The sequence below is a fragment of the Sulfitobacter sp. DSM 110093 genome (assembly GCF_022788715.1).
Classification (GTDB): domain Bacteria; phylum Pseudomonadota; class Alphaproteobacteria; order Rhodobacterales; family Rhodobacteraceae; genus Sulfitobacter.
The window spans coordinates 215,714-236,243 of sequence record NZ_CP085167.1 but is presented as its reverse complement, the minus strand read 5'-3'; the positions used below and the strand labels follow the sequence as shown (position 1 = coordinate 236,243).

General features: G+C 53.7%; 16 protein-coding genes and 1 tRNA gene. 8 read left to right on the top strand and 9 right to left on the bottom strand.

Translation table 11 applies throughout. The features are described from left to right. Positions 1-45: 45 nt before the first annotated feature. From DSM110093_RS01125 to DSM110093_RS01115, 3 genes are all read right to left on the bottom strand, one after another. Positions 46-1,479: an NAD(P)-dependent oxidoreductase gene (locus tag DSM110093_RS01125; protein WP_243266321.1), complete on the bottom strand. Its 1,434-nt coding sequence runs from the start codon at positions 1,477-1,479 to the stop codon at positions 46-48. 160 nt (positions 1,480-1,639) lie between these two features. Continuing rightward, a complete protein-coding gene (locus tag DSM110093_RS01120; protein WP_243266320.1) occupies positions 1,640-2,446 on the bottom strand; it encodes an undecaprenyl-diphosphate phosphatase in 807 nt (268 codons plus the stop codon). Continuing rightward, the gene (locus DSM110093_RS01115) at positions 2,446-3,432 is read right to left on the bottom strand and encodes a complex I NDUFA9 subunit family protein (RefSeq protein ID WP_243266319.1); all 987 of its coding nucleotides are present in this window, start codon (positions 3,430-3,432) and stop codon (positions 2,446-2,448) included. Before DSM110093_RS01115 ends, DSM110093_RS01120 begins: the two co-directional genes overlap by 1 nt. Positions 3,433-3,601: 169 nt before the next feature. Here DSM110093_RS01115 and DSM110093_RS01110 point away from each other — a divergent pair. The 3 genes from DSM110093_RS01110 to DSM110093_RS01100 all read left to right on the top strand — a co-directional run bounded on the left by DSM110093_RS01110 (position 3,602) and on the right by DSM110093_RS01100 (position 6,548). After that, positions 3,602-3,687, top strand: a tRNA-Leu gene (locus DSM110093_RS01110). 92 nt (positions 3,688-3,779) lie between these two features. Next, a complete protein-coding gene (locus DSM110093_RS01105; protein ID WP_243266318.1) occupies positions 3,780-5,165 on the top strand; it encodes a hypothetical protein in 1,386 nt (461 codons plus the stop codon). A 33-nt stretch (positions 5,166-5,198) separates the two neighbouring features. Next, positions 5,199-6,548 carry a hypothetical protein gene (locus DSM110093_RS01100; protein WP_243266317.1) on the top strand — a complete coding sequence of 450 codons (1,350 nt, stop codon included), beginning with the start codon at positions 5,199-5,201 and terminating at the stop codon, positions 6,546-6,548. A 56-nt stretch (positions 6,549-6,604) separates the two neighbouring features. Here the strand turns inward: DSM110093_RS01100 and DSM110093_RS01095 are convergent, their stop codons facing one another. The 3 genes from DSM110093_RS01095 to DSM110093_RS01085 all read right to left on the bottom strand — a co-directional run bounded on the left by DSM110093_RS01095 (position 6,605) and on the right by DSM110093_RS01085 (position 8,999). Beyond that, positions 6,605-8,218, bottom strand: a complete 1,614-nt coding sequence (locus DSM110093_RS01095; RefSeq protein WP_243266316.1) for an IS66 family transposase — start codon at positions 8,216-8,218, stop codon at positions 6,605-6,607. Positions 8,219-8,280: 62 nt separating this feature from the next. Continuing rightward, positions 8,281-8,628: an IS66 family insertion sequence element accessory protein TnpB gene (tnpB, locus tag DSM110093_RS01090; protein ID WP_086055032.1), complete on the bottom strand. Its 348-nt coding sequence runs from the start codon at positions 8,626-8,628 to the stop codon at positions 8,281-8,283. Continuing rightward, positions 8,625-8,999, bottom strand: coding sequence for a transposase (locus tag DSM110093_RS01085; RefSeq protein WP_243266315.1), 375 nt, complete (start codon positions 8,997-8,999; stop codon positions 8,625-8,627). The genes tnpB and DSM110093_RS01085 overlap by 4 nt, the downstream gene beginning before the upstream one ends. Before the next feature lie 516 nt (positions 9,000-9,515). On the opposite strand from DSM110093_RS01085, the gene DSM110093_RS01080 reads away from it, so the two are divergent. Beyond that, entirely contained in the window at positions 9,516-10,067 is a 552-nt protein-coding gene (locus tag DSM110093_RS01080) for a recombinase family protein (RefSeq protein ID WP_243266314.1), read from the top strand. A 74-nt stretch (positions 10,068-10,141) separates the two neighbouring features. Here the strand turns inward: DSM110093_RS01080 and DSM110093_RS01075 are convergent, their stop codons facing one another. Then, a complete protein-coding gene (locus DSM110093_RS01075) occupies positions 10,142-12,037 on the bottom strand; it encodes an NACHT domain-containing protein (protein WP_243266313.1) in 1,896 nt (631 codons plus the stop codon). 435 nt (positions 12,038-12,472) lie between these two features. On the opposite strand from DSM110093_RS01075, the gene DSM110093_RS01070 reads away from it, so the two are divergent. Then, entirely contained in the window at positions 12,473-13,003 is a 531-nt protein-coding gene (locus DSM110093_RS01070; RefSeq protein ID WP_243266312.1) for a YecA family protein, read from the top strand. A 295-nt stretch (positions 13,004-13,298) separates the two neighbouring features. Here DSM110093_RS01070 and DSM110093_RS01065 read toward each other — a convergent pair whose 3' ends face one another. Continuing rightward, on the bottom strand, positions 13,299-14,231 hold the full coding sequence (locus tag DSM110093_RS01065; RefSeq protein ID WP_243266311.1) for a DUF2806 domain-containing protein: 933 nt from the start codon (positions 14,229-14,231) through the stop codon (positions 13,299-13,301). Positions 14,232-14,866: 635 nt separating this feature from the next. Next, positions 14,867-15,658 carry a helix-turn-helix domain-containing protein gene (locus DSM110093_RS01060; protein WP_243266310.1) on the bottom strand — a complete coding sequence of 264 codons (792 nt, stop codon included), beginning with the start codon at positions 15,656-15,658 and terminating at the stop codon, positions 14,867-14,869. 125 nt (positions 15,659-15,783) lie between these two features. Between DSM110093_RS01060 and DSM110093_RS01055 the strand changes: the two genes are divergently transcribed. Genes DSM110093_RS01055 through DSM110093_RS01045 form a run of 3 tightly spaced genes read left to right on the top strand, consistent with a single transcriptional unit; the run spans position 15,784 to position 20,385 of the window. Further along, complete coding sequence (locus DSM110093_RS01055) at positions 15,784-17,652, top strand: TRAP transporter fused permease subunit (RefSeq protein ID WP_243266309.1); 1,869 nt, start codon at positions 15,784-15,786, stop codon at positions 17,650-17,652. A 13-nt stretch (positions 17,653-17,665) separates the two neighbouring features. Next, a complete protein-coding gene (locus tag DSM110093_RS01050; protein WP_243266308.1) occupies positions 17,666-18,697 on the top strand; it encodes a TAXI family TRAP transporter solute-binding subunit in 1,032 nt (343 codons plus the stop codon). Positions 18,698-18,753: 56 nt separating this feature from the next. After that, the gene (locus tag DSM110093_RS01045; RefSeq protein ID WP_243266307.1) at positions 18,754-20,385 is read left to right on the top strand and encodes a sulfatase-like hydrolase/transferase; all 1,632 of its coding nucleotides are present in this window, start codon (positions 18,754-18,756) and stop codon (positions 20,383-20,385) included. Positions 20,386-20,530: the final 145 nt, after the last annotated feature.

Below are 20,530 nucleotides of genomic sequence, written 5' to 3'. Positions count from 1 at the left end.
GCATCTATGTAAATCTCGGGTTTGGGCAGCAGCCCGCGCCGTCGCTTATTCTGCGGCGATGCGCTGCACCCCATTGAAATCATTCAGGATCGCTTCGGCGCAATCGCGACCGTCTTTGATCGCCCACACCACCAAGCTTGCGCCGCGCACAATGTCACCCACGGCATAAACGCCTTCCAGCGCGGTGGCCCCGGTGACGTAATCCGCCTTGATTGTCCCCCAGCGGTTGACCGGCAGGTCCGGCTCATCCCACAGCACCGGCAGGTCTTCGGGCTCAAAGCCCAGAGCCATGATCACCAGATCGGCGTCTTCGACGTAGTCGGCCCCTTCGATGACTTCGGGTGCCTGACGACCCGTCACATCGGGCGCACCAAGTCGCATTTTTTGCACCATGACCCCGGTCACCGGATCACCGACAAAGCCTTTTGGCGCGCTAAGCCATTCGAAAATCACGCCTTCTTCCTCGGCGTTCTGCACTTCGCGCTGGCTGCCCGGCATATTGGCCCGGTCACGACGGTAAAGGCATTTCACGCTTTCCGCGCCCTGCCGGATTGAGGTCCGCACGCAGTCCATCGCCGTGTCGCCGCCGCCGATCACGACAACCTTTTTGCCAGCGGCATTCAGGCGTCCATTCTCGAATTCTTCAACCGTGTCGCCAAAGCTTTTGCGGTTGGAAGCGGTCAGAAAATCAATCGCTCGCTCTACGCCAAAGCCACCCACGCCGGGGGCTTCAATCTCGCGGGTTTTGTAGACGCCTGTGGCGATGATCACTGCATCATGTTTGCCACGGATCGCGCCAAAGCTGATGTCGCGGCCTACGTCGCAGTTCAATTCAAAGGTCACACCGCCATCGACCAGTTGCGCATTGCGGCGCTCTACCACATCTTTTTCAAGCTTGAAGCCGGGGATACCGTAGGTCAGCAACCCGCCCGCGCGGTCATAGCGGTCATAGATCGTAACCTGCACACCGGCACGGCGCAGCATATCAGCTGCGGCCAAACCACCGGGGCCAGCCCCGATGATGCCGACACTTTCCTGACGTTCCTCACGCGGGGCGGCGGGTTTGACCCAGCCTTTCTCCCAAGCGGTGTCAGTGATGTATTTCTCGATCGAGCCGATGGTCACGGTGCCGTGGCCTGATTGCTCAATCACACAGTTGCCTTCGCACAGACGGTCTTGGGGACAGATACGGCCACAGATCTCGGGGAAGGTGTTTGTCGCCTGACTGATCTCATAGGCTTCTTCCAACCGGCCTTCGGCGGTGAGGCGCAGCCAGTCGGGGATGTTGTTATGCAGCGGGCAATGGGTCTGGCAATAAGGCACACCGCACTGGCTGCACCGGCTTGATTGCTCGGCGGCTTTGCGGTCAGCGTATTCGGCATAGATCTCGTCGAAATCTGTTCGGCGCAGGTTGGGCGGACGCTTCTCAGGCATGTCCCGCGCCACATCCGTAAATTTCAGCATAACCTGCTTCGCCATATACCCGTTCCTTCGACAAATTCCGTCAGAAGGCCCAAATACAAGAGCGCAAAAGTAAATAAAAGACAGCAGTGCTGACCTATTTACCTCTTTCCGGCCAAATGAACCGCCCGGACATCATTTTTATGCATAAATTAAAGTCCGATTCGGACCTATATGCTTATAAACCCGTGTAGAGCGCAATAATCGCGATCACGCCCACAAAGATTCGCCACCAACCGAACAGCGCGTAGCCATAGCGGCTCACGTAATCGAGCACCCAACGCACCACGATCACGGCAGAGATGAAAGCCATCGCAAAACCAACTGCGATCTCACCCATGGCCGAGGCATCCAGCACATCGCGGTTCTTATAGATGTCATAGGCAAAGGCACCCGCCATGGTCGGCATCGACAAGAAGAACGAAAATTCCGCCGCCGCGCGCTTGCTCGACCCCAGCAACAACGCCCCGACGATCGTCGCGCCCGAGCGTGACGTGCCGGGGATCATAGCGAGGCATTGGATCACCCCAATTTTAAAGGCCATCGAAAGCGGAAATTTTGTCGCGTCAGAATAGGTCGGCGCGGGCGCAATACGGTCAACAACCAAAAGGACCACCCCGCCCAGCACCAGCATGATGGCAATCAGCAGCGGCGTTTCAAAAAGGACCGTTTTGATAAACTCATGCGCCATGACGCCAATCACGACCGCAGGCAGAAAGGCCAAAAGAACGGACCACACAAAGCGCCGCGCTTGCGGATCATGCGGTGCCGCCGAAAACACGGCCCAAAGCCGTGCTGAGTACACCGTTAGGATCGCCAGAACCGCGCCCAGTTGAATGACAACCTCAAAGGACCGCCCGGCGCTGTGGAAACCCAAGAAATGCCCGGCCAACAAAAGATGCCCAGTCGAAGATACGGGGATGAACTCTGTCAGCCCCTCTAGCAAACCCAGAAAGGCGGCGATCAGAGTAGTCGAGTTTTCCATTATCCCTGCCGCAGATTACGCGCCGAAGCTTTGATTGCGTCATATTGCCCTGAGGGCCGGAAGCGCCACAGATAGTCAGGCAGCACCGCATCCATCGCCATCGGGGTGATGCCAAGCTCGGTAAAGCCGCGCGCATCCTCGGCCACGACGTTATCATTGCGCAGGTTTTTGACCTGATCGCGCGTCAACATCTTATTGGTAAACAGCCCAAAGGTGACCGATTGCAGCATGTCGAAACCAAAGGCCACCATCTTGGCGACGAACCACGGCATGTTCAGCACCAAGCGTCGACGGTGGATCACTTCGAGCATCCGCTGCATCAAGCCACGGAACGTATCCACGTCCGGCCCGCCCAATTCATAGATGCCCGATGCGACTTGCCCCTCAAGCGCCTTTTCAGCAGCCTTGGCAACATCATCGACAAAGACAGGCTGAAAGCGGGTCGAAGCACCAGCAACAGGCAGGATTGGCCCGGTGCGGGTCATACCTGCAAAGCGGTTAAAGAACTCATCCTCTGGCCCAAACATGATTGATGGGCGCAGGATCACAGCATGGGGCATATGCTTGAGCACCGCCGCCTCGCCTTCGCCCTTTGTGCGGGCATAGTCACTGTCGGCTTCCATATCCGCGCCAATGGCAGAGACTTGAACAAAGCGATCAACGCCCTCACCCGCGGCCATACGCGCGATGCGCTCTGCCCCTTCGGACTGCACGGCGTCAAAACCGTTTTTGCCGGTCTCAACCAGAATTCCCACGCAGTTCACTACCGCATCGGCCCCGCGCAGCGCATCGCGCACAGAGCCATCGTCGCGGATGTTGCACAAAATCGGCTCGACTTGGCCGACCACACCATAAGTGCGCACAAAGAGCGCCTCGTTGGGATGACGCACCGCCACCCGCACCCGCCAGCCAGCTCTGGCCATGCGATACGCGATATAGCGTCCGACAAACCCCGAACCGCCATAAATCGTGACCAGCTTAGACATTTTGCCGCTCCTGTAGATCAAATTCTTTCACAGGATGTACCTGCGCGCCGCCCCTGTCACAAGACCAAACCCCAATGCACAGCAGCCATCGCGGAGGATTTTCAGGTTTTCGCCCAAATTGCGATTGACAGTCACCCAGCCGAGCCTTAGAGCACCCCACACGATACGTGCCCAGGTGGCGGAATGGTAGACGCGCTAGCTTCAGGTGCTAGTACTGGCAACGGTGTGGAGGTTCGAGTCCTCTCCTGGGCACCATATAAACTCAGCTAAGGCTTTGGGTTTATTCACCTTATCAGGTTTGTTACCCTACATAGGTCCACTTTCAGGTCCACGTTAGGTACACATCTATGGCCCGCCCAGCGCTAAAGCTTAAATACGTTAAACTCGATGAGAACGGGCGTTTCCGTTACAGGCGAAGAGTCCCCAAGTCACTTCACAGGGCACTGGGTAAGGCAGAGTTTTCAAAGGTGCTGGGTATCTCAGAACGAGAGGCCACCTTAGCCTACGGTGAGTATCATCGTGATGTTGAGCGACAGATTGCACTGGTGAACTCAACAGGGGAGATCGCCACCCCCCTGGAACATCATGAGCACATAAAATCTTTCTTCAGGCTCAACGGCCTCACCCCACATGGCCCCGGTGCTACCACGGATGAGAAAACTGCAAGACGCGAATATTCAGAAGAGATACTCAATAAGTATCCCCTTATTGAAGAAACCGGGGCCTATGAAGGCGTTTCAGAAGCAGACAGCAAGTTGGTCGTCGCCCTCAGGCTTGGTGCTGATACAGTTCAAAGCGAACCCACTGTCACCGACGCCTTTCACCTATACCTAAAAGAGAAAATGAACCCTGACCCTTTCAAGCAGCGGAAAAACGTGAACAACTTCAGACGCATCGAAGAACATGCGCTAGCTGCCTTCGGGTCCAATCTACCGATTACGAAGATCAAACGTTCCCACGCAAGAGCCCTCCGAGACAGGCTGCTCAAGAGGATGAAGCCAGCTTCCGCACGACGGCAGATCAATAACATCAAAGCGGTCATAAATTTTGCCGCCCGTGAATACGATCTTGCCGAGTGTACTTGCTTCAGAAACCTTGAGTACCCTGAAGCGTCAACTGCTCCTAGTGACCTTCGTGAACCGCTTCCAACCGATATCATCGACAGCATGTATGAAGCTTTGCAACCTCATCCTACGCTCTTGGAAATTTGGACGTTGATGCATCATACCGGGGCACAGAATGCAGAGATACTCGGTCTTCACATAGATGAGATCAGCTTAGGAGATGATGTCCCTCATATCGAGATTAAGCCGAATTCTTCCCGGGGCCTTAAGGATTCAGCCCGAAGAAGGAAGGTACCCCTCGCCGGCAGTCGTGCGTTAAAGGTAGCGAAAGATATTAAGGCACGCGAAACTGAATCGGGTGAGGCGTTCCCGAAGTTCGCCAAACCTCGGGGCCATGATAACTTCAGCAACCAACTCATGAGAATACTTCGACGCTTCACGCCGGACCGAAAACACGGAATCTACTCACTACGCCATAACATGAAGGACTCACTTCGAGCTGCCGATGTCTCCTCACGGCTTCAGGATGCAATTCTTGGACACAGCTTAGGGTCAGGGGCTCAAGCAAACTATGGGTCAGGCTTCACGCTCCAGAAGAAACAAGCAGCACTTCGGGCGAGCCTAAAAGGTTGGCATCCTCCCTTGGACCGAAATTCTCCCTTGGACTGAGTCTAAGCAACCACGAAAGGAAGCAAAGCATTCATGACCACACAGGACGGATCAGCACTTCCCCTACGACCAGCTCTCGCCCCTATTCCTGATAACCCAGATCAGAAGGGCGAAATCTTGCGAGCAGCCCAAATGGCAGAGTTACTTTATAGGCCAAAATCACGAGAGGCTATTGCTCTCACTAGGACACTCACCGACGAGCTCATGCAAATCGAGCTGAAAACAGGCAAAAGGTCTCGTAGGCGAACCATTGAAGAGGAGAAACGTCTGCTAGCTAGCCTTTCTGCATTTTGGTCCGATCTGATGATCCACTCTAACAACGAAGCCGCTTTGGGATGTTGTTATCATCCCACTAATCAGGATGACTACGCTAACAATTTGGCTGCCCGACGACAGTTAGAGGCAGTGATAGAGGTGTGGGAGGATCATGGCCTTGTCGAATTCTTTGTAGGCTTTAGCCCGCTCGACGACTTTGACGGTGAAGCTTATCGACGTAGAGGCTTTGCCCGACGGGTGAGAGCTACGGAAAGACTGGTCAATCTGACCAAACGATCAGGAGTTGAGCCTGCTTATATTCAGGACCATATCGAATACGCTCATCGGGCCAGCTTCCCAATAGAGGCTAAAACTTGCGATGGGAAAAAGGCAACTTTCAAGCCGAAAGCACTAAGCGATCAAGCTGAGCCGATATGGCTACTGAACGAGTTCTTGGACCAACAAACCTACAGCTTCCCAACCAAGCCCCGGCTAAGGCGTCTGTTTCACATGGCCGACGACCCCGCCTTCAGCTGGAACAAGGGGGGGCGCATTTACGCTGTGGGCCCAGACAACTTTCAGACCCTTCCCTCGAGCGAAAGAAACCTAATCACTGTCAACGGTGAAGAAACGGCTGAGCTGGACATCAGTGCAAGCCACCTTACGATATTCTTGGGTCTTAATGGCGAACTGAACGAAGTTTCCAGCGACCTATACTCGTTGGACGGTTACTCCCGAGCTGCAGTGAAGCAAGTGATAACTGCTGCCTTTGGGAAAGGGGAAATGCCAACCAGATGGCCTCGCGGTGCTAAGAAAGGCATTGCCGAAGTAGACGGCATAGATGTCAGTGAAGTGCCGAAAATCGGCGAAGTTGTTAATGCCATTCTAGCCAAGTACCCAGCTCTCTCCCAACTAGAGGAAACGGATTTGGATTGGTCTGTTCTGCAATACCATGAATCCGAAGCTTTCCTGTCAGTGATGCTTTGCCTGATGAATGAACACACAGTGCCAAGCCTTCCCGTTCATGACAGCCTGATCGTGCCCCAGTCAAAAAAGGAATTGACTAGGTCCTTACTTCAGCAGGCCTATGTCACCCAATGCAATGTATTGCCCGCCATGACGTACTAATTAGCTTGTCTGTACAACCTGAAGCAAGAGTAGTAACCGCTCCATTGATACCGCGCTTATGCAGCTTGATTGTTTTGCGCAGCCATCGGCACCCAGTTCCACGGCAGCAGGTCATCTAAGCGGTTGATCTTGTGATCATGGATGCGGTCGAGGATGTCAGCGAGATAGGCCTGTGGGTTGAGGCCGTTTAGCTTTGCGGTTTCAATGATCGTCATGGCGCGGGCGAGTGTTTCTGCACCGGTGTCGGCCCCGGCAAACAGCCAGTTCTTTCTTCCGATTCCAATCGGTCGCAGGGCGCGTTCAGCTGGATTATTGTCGATGGCCACGCGACCGTCTTCCAGGAACAAGCTGAAGGCTTCCCGACGGTTGAGGCCATAGCGGAAGGCCTTGGCCAAATTGCTCTTTCCCGGGATGCCCAAGAGCTGTTGCTCGGACCAAGTAAAGAACGCCTCAACCTTCGGCAGGCTGAACTTTTGACGTGCCGCGTAACGGACGTCAGCAGGCTGGCCACTGATATCGCGCTCAACGTCATAGAGTTTGCCGACCTGGTCGAGCGCCTCGCGGGCGATCTCGGATTTGGTCGATGCCCAGAAGTCGTGGAAGTCACGGCGCAGGTGCGCCCAACAGGAAGCCTCGCGTAAACGAGGCAAACCATCAGGTCCAGGCGCGTAAAGCTTGGCATAACCCTTGTAACCGTCTGCCTGAAGGATACCGCTGGCATTAGCCAGGTGGTCCAAGACATGCTCCTCCTTCCAATCCGGCGCAAACCGATAGACGGCTCCAGGTGGCGCATCCCCCGCCCATGGGCGCTGGTCACGCACATAGGCCCAGATCCGTCCCTGCCTGACGCCTTTACCAAGCCCTTTGTCGCGCAAAGATCGGTCCAGCACCCGGATCGGCGTGTCATCCGCATGCAGCAGGTCGCTGCCCATGATGTCAGCCTCGATCCGTTCGATCAGTGGCGACAAGGCCTTCATGGCCCGCCCGCACCAGCCCACAAGGGTGGTCTCGGGGATGTCTGCGCCCATGCGGGCGAAGATCTCGTGCTGGCGATATAAGGGAAGATGATCGTCAAACTTCGCGACTAAAATATGAGCCAGCAGGTTCGGGCCTGCCATGCTGCCCGGGATCGGACGGCTGGGTGCAGGCTCCTGCACCATCCGCTCGCAGCGGCGACAGGACTTCTTGATCCGGGCGATCTGAACCACCTTCATCTGGGCTGCAATCATGTCCAGCAGTTCGCTGACATCCTCACCCACCACGCGCAGATCGCCGCCACAGTCAGCGCAGCATGTGCCGGGATCAAGTTCACGACGCTCGCGCGGTGTCGCATCCGAGACACGTGGACGTCGACGCAGCGCGGGCGCAGAGGGATCATCCGGTGCCGGCTCGTCCTGACCTTCGTCGATGGGCGCTTCATCGCCCTCGGCCACGGCCAGTAGCAAGTCTTCAAGGGCCAGTTCCAGCTGCTCGATCTCGCGCTCGATCTTTTCCGATGACTTGCCGAAGGCCAGCTTCTGCAACTTTGCGATCCGCAGGCGGAGGGCCTGAACCAGCTGGTCGTGGACCCGCAATGTCGCCGAGATCTTGGCATTTTCCGCCTGCAAAGCCGCAATCATCGCCTTCAATATGGCGGGATCATCGGGGAGGTTTTGCGTTACATTCGACATGCACATGGCTACCACAATGCACGTGATAGCGCCATAAAAACAAAGCGTTTTAGCCTATATATTCAGCCCACGCGAGCGGGCGGCGCGCCCCAATCCGGCCTGCGCCAGTCAATGCCTTCCCACAACATTGCAAGCTGCGCGGACGTCAGACGGGCGGCCCCCTCGGTCATTGCAGGCCAAGGGAAGCGGCCGCGTTCCAGGACTTTATAATAGAGGCAAAAGCCCTGACCGTCCCAATACAGAAGCTTGAGCCGATCTCCCCTGCGGCCGCGAAAGGCGAAGACCGCACCGCCCGTCGGCTTCTGGCGCAGGACATCCTGGGTCAGCGCAGCAAGACCAGCAATGCCCTTGCGCATGTCCGTGACACCGCAAGCCACGTAGACGCGAACGCCAGTGCCCGGACCAATCATACTGCTTCCACAGCACGGATTAGCTGCGTCAGCGCCAAGGCAGCCATGTTGCTGTCGAAGTGCAGGCTGCGGCCGTTGCGCAAGCGCAGTTCGACAGCCATCGGGGCCGCGACGGTGGGTGTGTCAGCGATGGCGGGAACGCCGTGTTCAGGAATATCGAAAGGAAGGAAGAGCGCACCTGCGTCAGGCGACCAAAGTCCTTTGTTCTTCAGATCATGCCGCCACGCATAGATCTGTTGCCGCGTGATCTCGTGGCGCTGCGCCACCTGCGTGACCGTCGCACCATCCGTGTCCACCGACATGACAATTCCAAGCTTCTCTTCGTCGCTCCAGCGCCGCCGACGTTCAAACCCCAGTATCTCACCACGCATAGCCGACCCCCACCTAAGACACGTCGCTAACGACGTCGTTAAGCACGTCTCTTAGCAAATCATCAGCAGATCAGGCAGGTGGTCCCAATCGAGTGGTTACCAAGAGTATCAAGTTTCATATTATTGTTTCGCTAACCTCCCTACACCCTTTCTGTGAGTAGGCACTGAGAGACTCAGAGAATGAGTCATCCTTGTCGACTACTTATGACTTACTATGAGCGTTACTTTGTACAGTAAGCGCTGGGCAGACGGGCGGCAAATTCCAACAACAATAACAACAGTAAAGCCAACCCCTTTTTTGAAGTGATCTCTTTCAACCCCCTACCCCCCCTTAAGTGCCTTAGATTCACAAGGCTCAATGCCTATCTGAGCCCATTCCGAGCCTGCCAATAGACCTTGCCCATGTGTCAGACCAACGATGTATCGGAATAGGCAGACAATGAAGTCGGTTTAGACTTTTGGCAGACACCCTGCCGCAACTTCTTAGACATCATTGGCAGACAAGAAAGGCACGCAATGCTCATAGGATATGCAAGAACATCGACACTCGAACAAAAAGCAGGATTTGACTCTCAGAGAGACGCGCTGGAAGCTGTCGGGTGTGACAGGGTATGGGAAGAGCAAAGGAGCTCTGTAGGGCCTCGTGAGGCGCTCTCAGAGGCCATCGGGTTCTGTCGGGAAGGCGATGTGTTCGTGGTTACTAAGCTGGACCGTTTGGCAAGATCCGTAAGGCACCTTGGGGAGATTGTTGAAGAACTTGAAAGTAAAAGTGTCGGCCTGAGGGTTATCGACCTTGGCTTAGATACAGCCACCGCAACGGGAAAGCTGATGCTAAATGTTTTCGGGTCAGTTGCTCAGTTCGAACGCGAAATGATGTTGGAGCGCCAGCTTGAAGGTATCGCTAAAGCTAAAGCGGAGCGAAAGTATAAAGGAAGGAAACCAACTGCGATGGCAAAAGCAACTCAGGTTGAAAGCCTACTCAACCAAGGACGATCTAAGCGGAAAATAGCGCTTGCAGTAGGAATTTCTGAAAGATCGGTCTATCGGATAGCCAATTCAATTTGCTAGCGCCAGTTAATCAACCTACGAAAGGGTTGCCTTCTTTACTGCCAAGAGCATTTACAAGAAGGCAACCCCTAGCATCAGAAGAGATCGGAGAATGCACCGGTTACATTCTGATGCTTGAGCGCCTCGCCTTTCACAAAGTCGATCATCGAGCGAGCTCGGCGTTCGAGATACTCATTCATTCCTGAGTTGCGAAATGCTCTAATTAGGATTTCTTTGCTCTCTTCTGGTACCTCAGCCTCTTCTTTGGCCCCCCCTGCTAGTCCTCCAGTCTTACTTAGATAGGTAAACTCGAGCGCATTGGCCCCAAAATCAATCCTAATATCGGCGACCCCAAACGGGGAGTAGGCTCTCGAAATCTCAACAAATTCGGCATCGTTCTTGTCGAAGACTTCACTAACAGTGGTAGTCTTTCGGTCGACTACGGCCATGACTGCATGATAGAAGTCAGCCATATCGCCGGTGGTCTCGATACTGATATTGTACGCACGCCGATCACTGCGACTCTTGGTGTGCTGTTGAAAATCCAACACTCGAAATGTAGCGCCGATCCTACAGCCAAAGCCAACAGCCAAGTTACGCTCGCTTTTCCGGTCTATGAAGGAACTAAATTTCTTGTGGTTTGGGATCAGAAATTTTTCTCTGAACAGATCAGGGTTTATATCCGCAACCATAGATAGCACTTTATCACTATGGCGCTTGGAAAAAACAGAGAAGAGGGTATCCAAGTTTCTTGAGGCAATTCGGGCGATACAGTGAGCAGCAAAGTACTCCTGGAATGATCGATGAGTAAATGTGTATGTCAGCCCTTCCATCTTCAGGATACAGACACTTTGAACTAGATCGTCAACAAACGCATCCGCATCGATAGAAACCGATTCAATTCCCTTTACTGCTTCTACCGCAGAAAGCAGGTCACCCCTCGAAAATTCAACAGTCTGGTCGTAATATGTTTTTAAACACAGATATGACGTCAAACGAATAAAATCGAACTTATCTAGCTCAACATGAAACTTCCTCTTGTATCCTTTGGTAAGATCATGCCGATGATAAAGAGCTTCGAATGCCTGTTCATAGAATTGAAACATCTTGTTTGGAATGTCAGGGTTGTACGAAAATGTGACTAGCATCATATACGCTAAGAGGGGATTCGATAGAAAATCTGAGTGATCGGAATAAAGATTATCGAATTTTGAGAGAAATTTTCGCTTCAAGTCCTCGTCACAATTAGCTCGCTGAATCAAGAGCTTTGATGCCTCTTCAGTGAGGGGGCAGACATGGGCCTGCCGAAAGTTTTCCCACCCCATAAATCGCTCATCTGATCTGCTAGTCACAACTATTGTTAACTCAGGATTATTTTCCTGAAGCTCCAATATCATTGACTGAACATGATCGCGTCTGTCGAAACTAACTTCATCAAAACCATCAAGAAATAGTACGAACTCCCCCGCCCGCAATGCGGATTTAAAATCAGCCTGCGGAATGGTTGATCCCGACTTTACGATTGAGTGAAATATAAAATCAGAAATGTCTTTATGGGTTAAGCTATTCAGATTACGCAACTCCAAGAAGAAGGGGATCTTCCCATCTGATTTCTCAAAATAAGAAAGCCATAAGTACCTCATAAACATAGACTTGCCACCACCGCCTTCACCAATGATGACTGATGACTGGCCCGAGCGTATAAATTCTATCATTGAGTACTGATCAACTTCCTCATCGCCTAGCTTAAAGTATTGATCGACGTAAATTTCTAACGTCTTCGCTGCGGTATCACTTTTTAGGATGGTTTTGACGGTCATGCATTTATTGAAGCTGATCTGAAGATGATCGCGCAAATCTCTTTTGATGACCTCAGAACTTTCCGTTATCTTACGGATTTTCTTATTGGTATATGCTGTCGCCATATTTGACAGAAGGCCAGCGAACCCCTGAATACCGATTTGCGCTAAGATACCAGCTTCTGCGGCCATGAAATAAACTCCTTAAAAAATATCTCTATGATCAGTACCATTGATGCCGATGAATTCAAGCAGGATAGCTTGAAGACGCCAACCCCTCACCTAATATCTCAGCAAGCGACGCATGAGCTGTTCACCAAGTGCAAGGTGTGCTTGATCTTGATCATCGCGTGCTATCCTGATGCCTGTTATTTATTTAGCCAGCGCCTCGGCTGTTGCCCGGCACTCCTCCCTCAATCGATTCGGCTCAAGGAGATATCCTGATCAGCAAAATAGCCGACAAACTTGAGGGAGATATGAAACTCCGAAGCCGACCAAACTCACGGGATTCGGTTTTCTTGCAAGCGCTCGGGTGATTTTGCGGAGGCCAGCAAGGCCATTGCGCCACAGTATTTATTTTCACTTGCGAGGTTATAGTCTGATTGTAAGCACTCGGGGCTACTTAGCATGCAAGAACTTGCGAACTTAGACGTCTTTCTCTGCTCAAATGATAGCCCAGACGGTTGCTTGATGCTCTCTGACTTGGACGGTTTTCTGACCGGGATTGCATGCTCGCCTGAGATGATTCCAGAGACAGAATGGATCGCTCTGGCTCTCGGTGGAACGCTAGAGGTGCCTGAATGGGTCAAACAAACCATAGTCGCATTGTTCGGGAACATACTTCAAAAACTGCTGAACGATCCACCATTCGTGGAACCCAGCTTCTGGTTAGCGCCAGAAGGAGAGGTGATCGCAATGGATTGGTGCGCTGGTTTTATAGACGCAGTCTCTCTCAGGCCAAGGAAGTGGCTTAGGCTTACCGAGAGCGGTACGCAGGGCCATCTTATGACCCCGCTTATGCTCCACATGCTGGATGACGCTGGAAGCTCTCTAATGGGCATCCCTCAAGAAGACCTCAACCAAGCCCTAGACGAGGCAGCAGAAGCTATTCCGGAAGCTGTAGTCGGCATTTATCGATTCTGGCAGGAAGGTGTGTGACACGAGGCAGGTCAAAAAAAAAGGGCCAGTGTGTGTGGGAAGTGTGTGGGGTCGAGCGCCTCAAGAATCGACCAAACCATTGTTAAATATGAATTAATTTAACTGAAAATTTTCTGCGGAGGATGTGTCCGCCGTACATTTATGCGCCTAGCGCGTACGTCCATAATTTTAAACAATTACTGCGCTGGGCATCCGAAGGACTGTGACCTAAATTGTGCCCCAAATTGTGTCCTAAGTTCTTGGGGCGCTAAAGCAAGGCTCACAGTAGAGTTTGCTGCCCCACTGCTTGGCCCAATCACTCCCCCGCCTTATCCAACCGATACTTTCCGTCACCAACCTTAATAGGTACACCAATTGAGCATTTAGTAGCACCATTCCTTAAAATCAAATCAGCGAAAGCTTTATGGTCAAACTCTCGATTAATGATCTTAGCTAAATCCCTACCCGCCTTGGATAGCATAGCTACTTCAAGACTCAGTCTATGCTTCTCGGGGCCTTCGATTATGGCAGCAACATTTTCACGCAAAAGCTGCATCTGAACACTATTCTCGAGAACCATGTTATATGTTCGGTTCATCGTCCAGAAACCTGACTGCTCTAGAATTGTCTTATCTGAATATGGAAGACCGGGACTCATAGCATCGATATAGGTAATGCCATCGTCTATAGTATATGGCAAAACTCGATCAATTAATTTTGAAACTTCTCCATCGAGCAACGACACAAAATGCAGTGTAGCAGGAGATACGCTGCCAGCGTTCCGGACCTCCCCCTCTAGCAGCTTTGAATATATTAGCCTCAAATCATCACTAGAAGCATCTTCTGCATAGCGCTCAAACTTGTTTATCCAATCTTCGGAAGGGCCGTTTTCGTCACTGCTAGGGAGATCAGATTGCAAGTTTTCGATAGTGATCTTAGCTATAGCTTCTTTGTTTCTCTGGCCTCTATACTGCCGACCTAAAAAGCTATCCATTGCACGATCCATGATTTCTGGATCACTCACTGCCAGCTCAGCGGCTTTGTCCGCCATAGCTTGTGATATCTTGCTTCTCGCATCAAACTTGTCTTTGTTCCTTTGAGAAAAACCTTCGATATATGTCGCAGGATACTCCACAGAAGCCCCCACCAGTCGACTGAGAGCCTTTCCAGCAGGCCCTAAAAGTATCTGAGGGAGACCCCCATCTGAAAAAAGATCAAGCCAGGAATAAGAAGAATTATCATTTGGCATCGAAACCTCCAAAATAAGACCAATTATGGTCCAACTTATGGGGTTGGCAAGCCTGATATACGCGCCATACCCACAAACGAAAAAAGGAGGTAATCCGTTTCTCCTTTAGGGATGTGATGTGTCGAGCCTATTGGATGCCATCTGCCCGGACACTACCTATAATTATCATCAGGCAGCAATTGGCCTCTTTAAGCTGGGCTAGGTAGGCAAAAGCCGGTACTGGGCCGCAGTGATTTTCTATTTGGGTCAGTCTTGGGGTGGGTGTTGTAGCGATACACGCATCGAAGGCCGCACCCCAAACGTGTGTAATAAATGTGTGTGGTCGACCATCAGGGAGCCAAAGCAACCTATTGATTTTAAGTCAAAATCACTACTGAATGCTTGCTGGCGGAGGAGGTGGGATTCTCAGCCCGGAATCAGAAAAATAGGTCCACAAATGGGTCCACGCTCGCAAAACACACCAAGCCAAACTATTGTTTTAAAAAGCATTACTGACCCCCTTCGCTCCTCTCCTGGGCACCAATATCAACAGAAAAAACCCTCGCAAACTTCGGTTTTCGAGGGTTTTTTGTTTCCATAACCAACAGCTATCACACAAACTCACTCTCTATAGAGGCCGCGACTATGAAGCCCCTCTAAGCGGATTCGCTTCGCTCGGGCGCGTATGCATTGCCAATCAGTTCAGCTGCCGTCCGAAGTCTAGAAAGGTGATTGGCCACCACCGCATCCAAACTTCGATCACCCGAATTCCAAATGAGGTTCACCGCCCCGATCGGTTTCCCCTCCGCGATGATCGGAACCGCAATCGCCGACGGCAAGGCACCATAATCGACGGCCCGGCCCCAATGCCCCGGAGAGCGCACAGCATATCCTTGATCGCCTATCGCACGCAGAATTTTCGGCAATTGTAGCAGCGCCTGTACTTCCTCGCGCGGCAGGTGGGTTGCGAAAGTTTGCAGCACGCTTGTCCGCTCTGGCTTAGGCATCGCATATAGGTAGGCGGCTCCCAAAGCCGACAGAGTTGGCGAGGGTCGAAAGCCTACGGCATCCGGATAGATTGAATGAACCTTATAAACGCGCGTTGTATCTACGATCTCAACCCGGCCCCCGCCGATACCAGCAGCCAGATCGCAGGCCAGACCCGTTTCTTCGCTAAGTTGCAGGATGACGCTTTTGCCAACGGCGACAAGACGGTCAACGCGATGTGGCATTCCGCTGCCTTGCGGGAAACCGGAACCAAGCTGATAGCTGCCGTCGTTTCTGCGAAACAGCCATCGGCGCTCTTCTAACGTTGCGCATATGCGCAAGACTGTTGGTTTGGGCAGGCCGGTGCCTGTCGCAAGCGCGGCAAGGGAAATTTTGCCGCTGCTGTGAACCGCCTCAAGGATGGACATCCCCCGGTCTACCGATCTGTTCAACTTCGTCATATAATTCCACCTAGTGAAATGCATATTCGACAAGACCATCGGCGTTCAATAGCGTTCTGACACGCGCCTTACAGTTCGAAGGGAGATCGGACTGTGCCGTAAAAGGGCGTGATTGGGAGGATGCCGTGACCATATTGAACAGATCCGCATGGGCGGACTATGCCGCGTTTGTGCTATCGCTGATCGTGATCGGCGTCGTACTTTACGTATCGGTTTTCGGCGTGTTTTCGGACTCATACCTGCGTGTTGGTATGCTGCTTTTGGGTGGGCTGATTATCATCCTTACCGGTCTTCAGCGCGCCCAAAGCCCGAAAGATCGCGTGCTTCTGGCGCTCACTTCTGTCGCGCTAGCACTGGGCGTTTACCAATATTTCAGCGCCGCCGAAGAGATCGAGACAGGGCTCTATTTTCTAACGCGCACTGACATCTGGATGGGTGTGTTTGGCCTGATCGCCGTTATTGAACTGACCCGTAGGTCTGTTGGGCTGGTCATGGCTTTGGTCGCCGGAACCGTGCTGGCCTACGGGATTTTCGGGCATCTGGCGCCCGGCTTTCTCAGGCATGCGGGGGTCTCGGCTGACGAACTGATGACGGTGCTGTGGTTTTCCTTCGATGGTGTCTTTGGTCGGCCCATGGCAACCGTCGTTTCAACCATTCTAATCTTTATCCTTTTCGGCTCTCTGCTGGAGCTATTGGCCATTGATCTGGTTCTTGTGCGCCTTGCACTGGCGGCCACTGGTCGGTTGCGTTCTGGCCCCGCTGCCGCTGCAACGGTTGCAAGCGGGCTGTTCGGCACGATCTCAGGCTCTGCCGTCGCGAACGTAGTGGGAACAGGTGTCATCACGATCCCGCTCATTAAAAAACGGGGGTTTTCTGCTCGTTTCGCCGCCGCTGTGGAATCTGCCGCGTCAAGCGGCGGGCAAATCACGCCGCCAATCATGGGGGCCGTCGCCTTTATCATGGCGGACGTGACTGGCGTGCCTTACCTGACAATCTGCGCCGCTGCGGCGGTGCCTGCCATTTTGTATTACGGCGGGCTGTTCGTCGCGATCTCTAGCGCTGCGCGTAACATGGACCTCGTAGAAGAAACGCGGCCTACGATTTCATTCAACTGGCGCGAGCTTGTGCAAATGGCGGTATTCGTCATCGCGTTGACGGGGATTGTGGTGACAATGGTCGGCGGGGCGTCAGCTGCCTATGCAGGGTTCATCGGTGTGGCAATTGCCGCCATTTTGGGTTTCGCGATCCGGCCTGATCTTCTTTTCAATCGCACTGCGTGGGTCAAGTTCATTGGCACGGCTGGTCTGATATCCGCACAGTTGGTGGTGATCGTCGGGGCGGTTGGTATCGTCATTGGCGTTCTAAACATGACAGGCGTCGGGCTGCGCTTTGCCTCTCTGCTTTCCAGCCTTGCTGACGATCAATTGTTCCTGTCGCTGATCTTGATGGCTGTCGCCTGCCTGCTTTTGGGCATGGGGATGCCAACCGTGCCCGCCTATCTTATCATCATCTTGGTCATGGGGCCGTCGCTGCAAAAACTCGGCGTGCCTATCGTCCACACGCATATGTTCGTGCTCTATTTCGGCGTGCTGTCCGCCATCACCCCACCCGTGGCGCTGGCTGCCTTTGCAGCCGCCCCTATTGCGGGCTCCCCACCGATGAGCACCGCTTTGGAAGCCTCGCGCCTTGCCTTACCGGGTTTCGTCATACCGTTCGCTTTCATCTACAAACCCGCCCTCTTGCTGGGCACGGGGTTCCCGTTGATCGAATCGGCACAGGCGATCTTTTTCGTATTGCTCGCGACCATCCTGATCTCGCGGGCCTGCTACCCGCGCAGAGGCAAAGCTTACATGGTGCCTGTCGGTCTCGCCCTCGCAATTGCGCTGATATTCTTCGGAACGGTTGTTTCATGGGCTGCTGCGGCAGCCACCTTGGGGCTCATGGTGATTGACCGTCTGGAACTGAGAACAAAACCCAAAATTTCGCAATCTTGAGGAGGACCCCACCATGACTAGGACGAAACTCACCCGCCGCTCGGTACTGGCCAGCGCCGCTGCGGCCTCTGCGCTTGCCGTTCTGCCCCGCGCAGCCATGGCGAAAGAACTGTTGCGCATGTCAACGCTTGGCCCCGGCACCAGCCCCAACCTTGTGATGACAACCTTTGCCAATATCATCAATCGTGAGCTGAATGACTATGAAATTCAGGTCAACGCAACCGGAGCGGCCACGCGGCACGTGCTAGAAGTTGCTGCGGGCAAGACGGCATTTTGCATGTCGTCACCTTCGGTGAATGCGCTGATGGCCAATCAAAAAGCCATGTATGCAAAGATGGATCAAGCCCCAGAGCTGGCAAAGAAACTACGCGCCGTGGCAAATTTCCCCATGGGGGTCTATCACATTGCGGCTTATGAAGCCTCTGGCATTACGTCGCTTGAGGATGCGCGCGGCAAGCGCGTATTCCTCGGCCCTCCGGGAGGAGCCGCTTATGCGACGATGGAGCAGCTATTCAAAGCCGTGGCAGGCCTTGAGGCGGGCAAGAATTATGAGGCTGTAAAACTGGGATGGGATGCGGCTGCGGCCTCGTTCCAAGACGGGAATCTGGATATCTATTGCAATCCCACCAATGCCCCCAGCCCGGTGCTGACTCAAATTGCGGTGACGAATGCGATCCGTTTTCTGGGCATTCCCGAAGACAAGCTTGATGTCGAAGGCGTTCAGGCGCTGGTCAAACGCCCCGGCTTTGGCCTTGGCACACTTCCCGCCGGCGCTTACGGCGAAAACCAGATGAACGATGGCGACACGACAACGCTTCGCGTCACGGTTGGCATCGTGACCAATGACACCGCAGACGAAGAGATGGTCTATGAGATGACCAAAGCATTCTTTGCTGGCATCAAAGAAATGGGAGAAAGCGCGCCATGGCTGAGGGCCGTCACGCCCGAGGGTGCCGTGGCCGATCTAAACTTGCCGCTGCACCCGGGTGCCTTGCGCGCCCTTGAAGAACTTGGCGTTTCGATCCCTGATGTAGGTCGCGGCTAAACGAAACGGTCCGGGGTCCGATCACCCCGGACAACAACCTCTGGTGATACGGTCCTATGCCCAAAAACGTTCTCTTTATCATGTGCGACCAGCTTCGCTGGGATTACCTTTCGTGCACCGGGCACCCGCATCTGCACACCCCGAACATTGACGCGCTGGCGGCACGCGGCGTTCTGTTTGACCGTGCCTATGTGCAATCGCCGATCTGCGGCCCGTCGCGCATGTCGTTCTATACGGGGCGCTATGTCAGCTCGCATGGCTCAACGTGGAACAACATCCCCCTGAAAGTGGGAGAGATGACGCTGGGAGATCATCTGCGCCCCTTGGGCGTGCGTACGGCGCTGTGCGGCAAAACCCATATGGCTGCCGATATCGAAGGGCTGCGCCGCCTAGGGCTGTCGCCCGACAGCGAGATTGGCGTGCTGGTGTCTGAATGCGGTTTTGAACCCTATGAAAGAGACGACGGGCTGCACCCCGATGGCGCACGATATGCCCGCAACGCAGCCTATGACGACCATATGAAAGATCGCGGCTGGAAGGACGAGAACCCTTGGCAGTCTGTGGCCAACAGCGCCGAAGACGATGACGGAAATATCCTAAGCGGTTGGTTTCTAGACCACGCCGACAAACCGGCCCGCGCTGCGGATGAGGAAAGCGAAACGCCCTATATCACCGGGCGCGCAATGGATTTCATCCGCGAAGCCGGGGACAAACCTTGGTGTCTTCATCTAAGCTATATCAAACCCCACTGGCCCTATATCGTGCCCGCACCCTACCACGATATGTATGGCCCCGAGACGCATCTGGACCCGGTACGAAGCCCTGAGGAACAGCGTGATCCGCATCCTGTTTACGGCGCCTTTATGCAAGAACGCGTTTCGCGTGCCTTCAGCGATGACACCGCGCGGACGCGCGTTCTGACCGCCTATATGGGGCTGATTAAACAGCTTGATGATCAGATTGGTCGCCTCATGAGCTTTGTCGCCGAACAGGGGATCGCAGATGACACGATGATCGTTTTTACCTCGGATCATGGGGATTATCTTGGCGATCACTGGATGGGCGAAAAGGAACTTTTCCACGATGCTTCGGCCCGCATTCCGCTGATTGTCGTTGACCCCAGACCAGAAGCCGACGCGACGCGGGGGGTAAAGTCATCTGCTCTGGTTGAGGCAATCGATGTGGTGCCCACCATCCTCGACTTTTTCGGTGGCGCGTCTGTGCCGCATATCATTGAGGGCAAATCTTTGTTGCCCGTGCTGCATGGCAAGGCGGACAGGCTGCGCGACTTTGCCGTGTCTGAATACGATTACTCTTTGCGCGACGTGCGAAAGCGGCTTGGGGTCGAGGTGAAAGATTCCAAACTGACGATGCTGTTCGATGGACGATGGAAATTCGTCTTTGCCGAAGGGTTTCGCCCGATGCTGTTCGACGTTGAAGCTGACCCCGATGAATTAACCGACCTCGGTGCCGATCCGGGGTATCTGCCAGAGGCCGCCCGGCTTGAGCGGCTGTTCTTTAATTGGGCGCGGCGGACGTCACAGCGCACGACAATTTCAGATGCACAGATCGCGGCACGCGACGCCTCTATGGGAGAGGCCAAAGCGGGTATCCTTATCGGGTATCGAAACGAGGAAGAGTTGCGCCAAGTTTTGAACCCCGGCCTGAGCAAGACTGATCAGAAATAGCGAACGCGTTAGCGGGCAGGTCGAGCGTATGTGTTCGATGTGCCCGACGCTTATACCGTCGAGGTATTTGGTTCCGATTTTAACCTACCCGCGACCTTCGGCAAAGCACGTCAAGTAGTTGAAAACCGATGATGTCCCTGCCCGA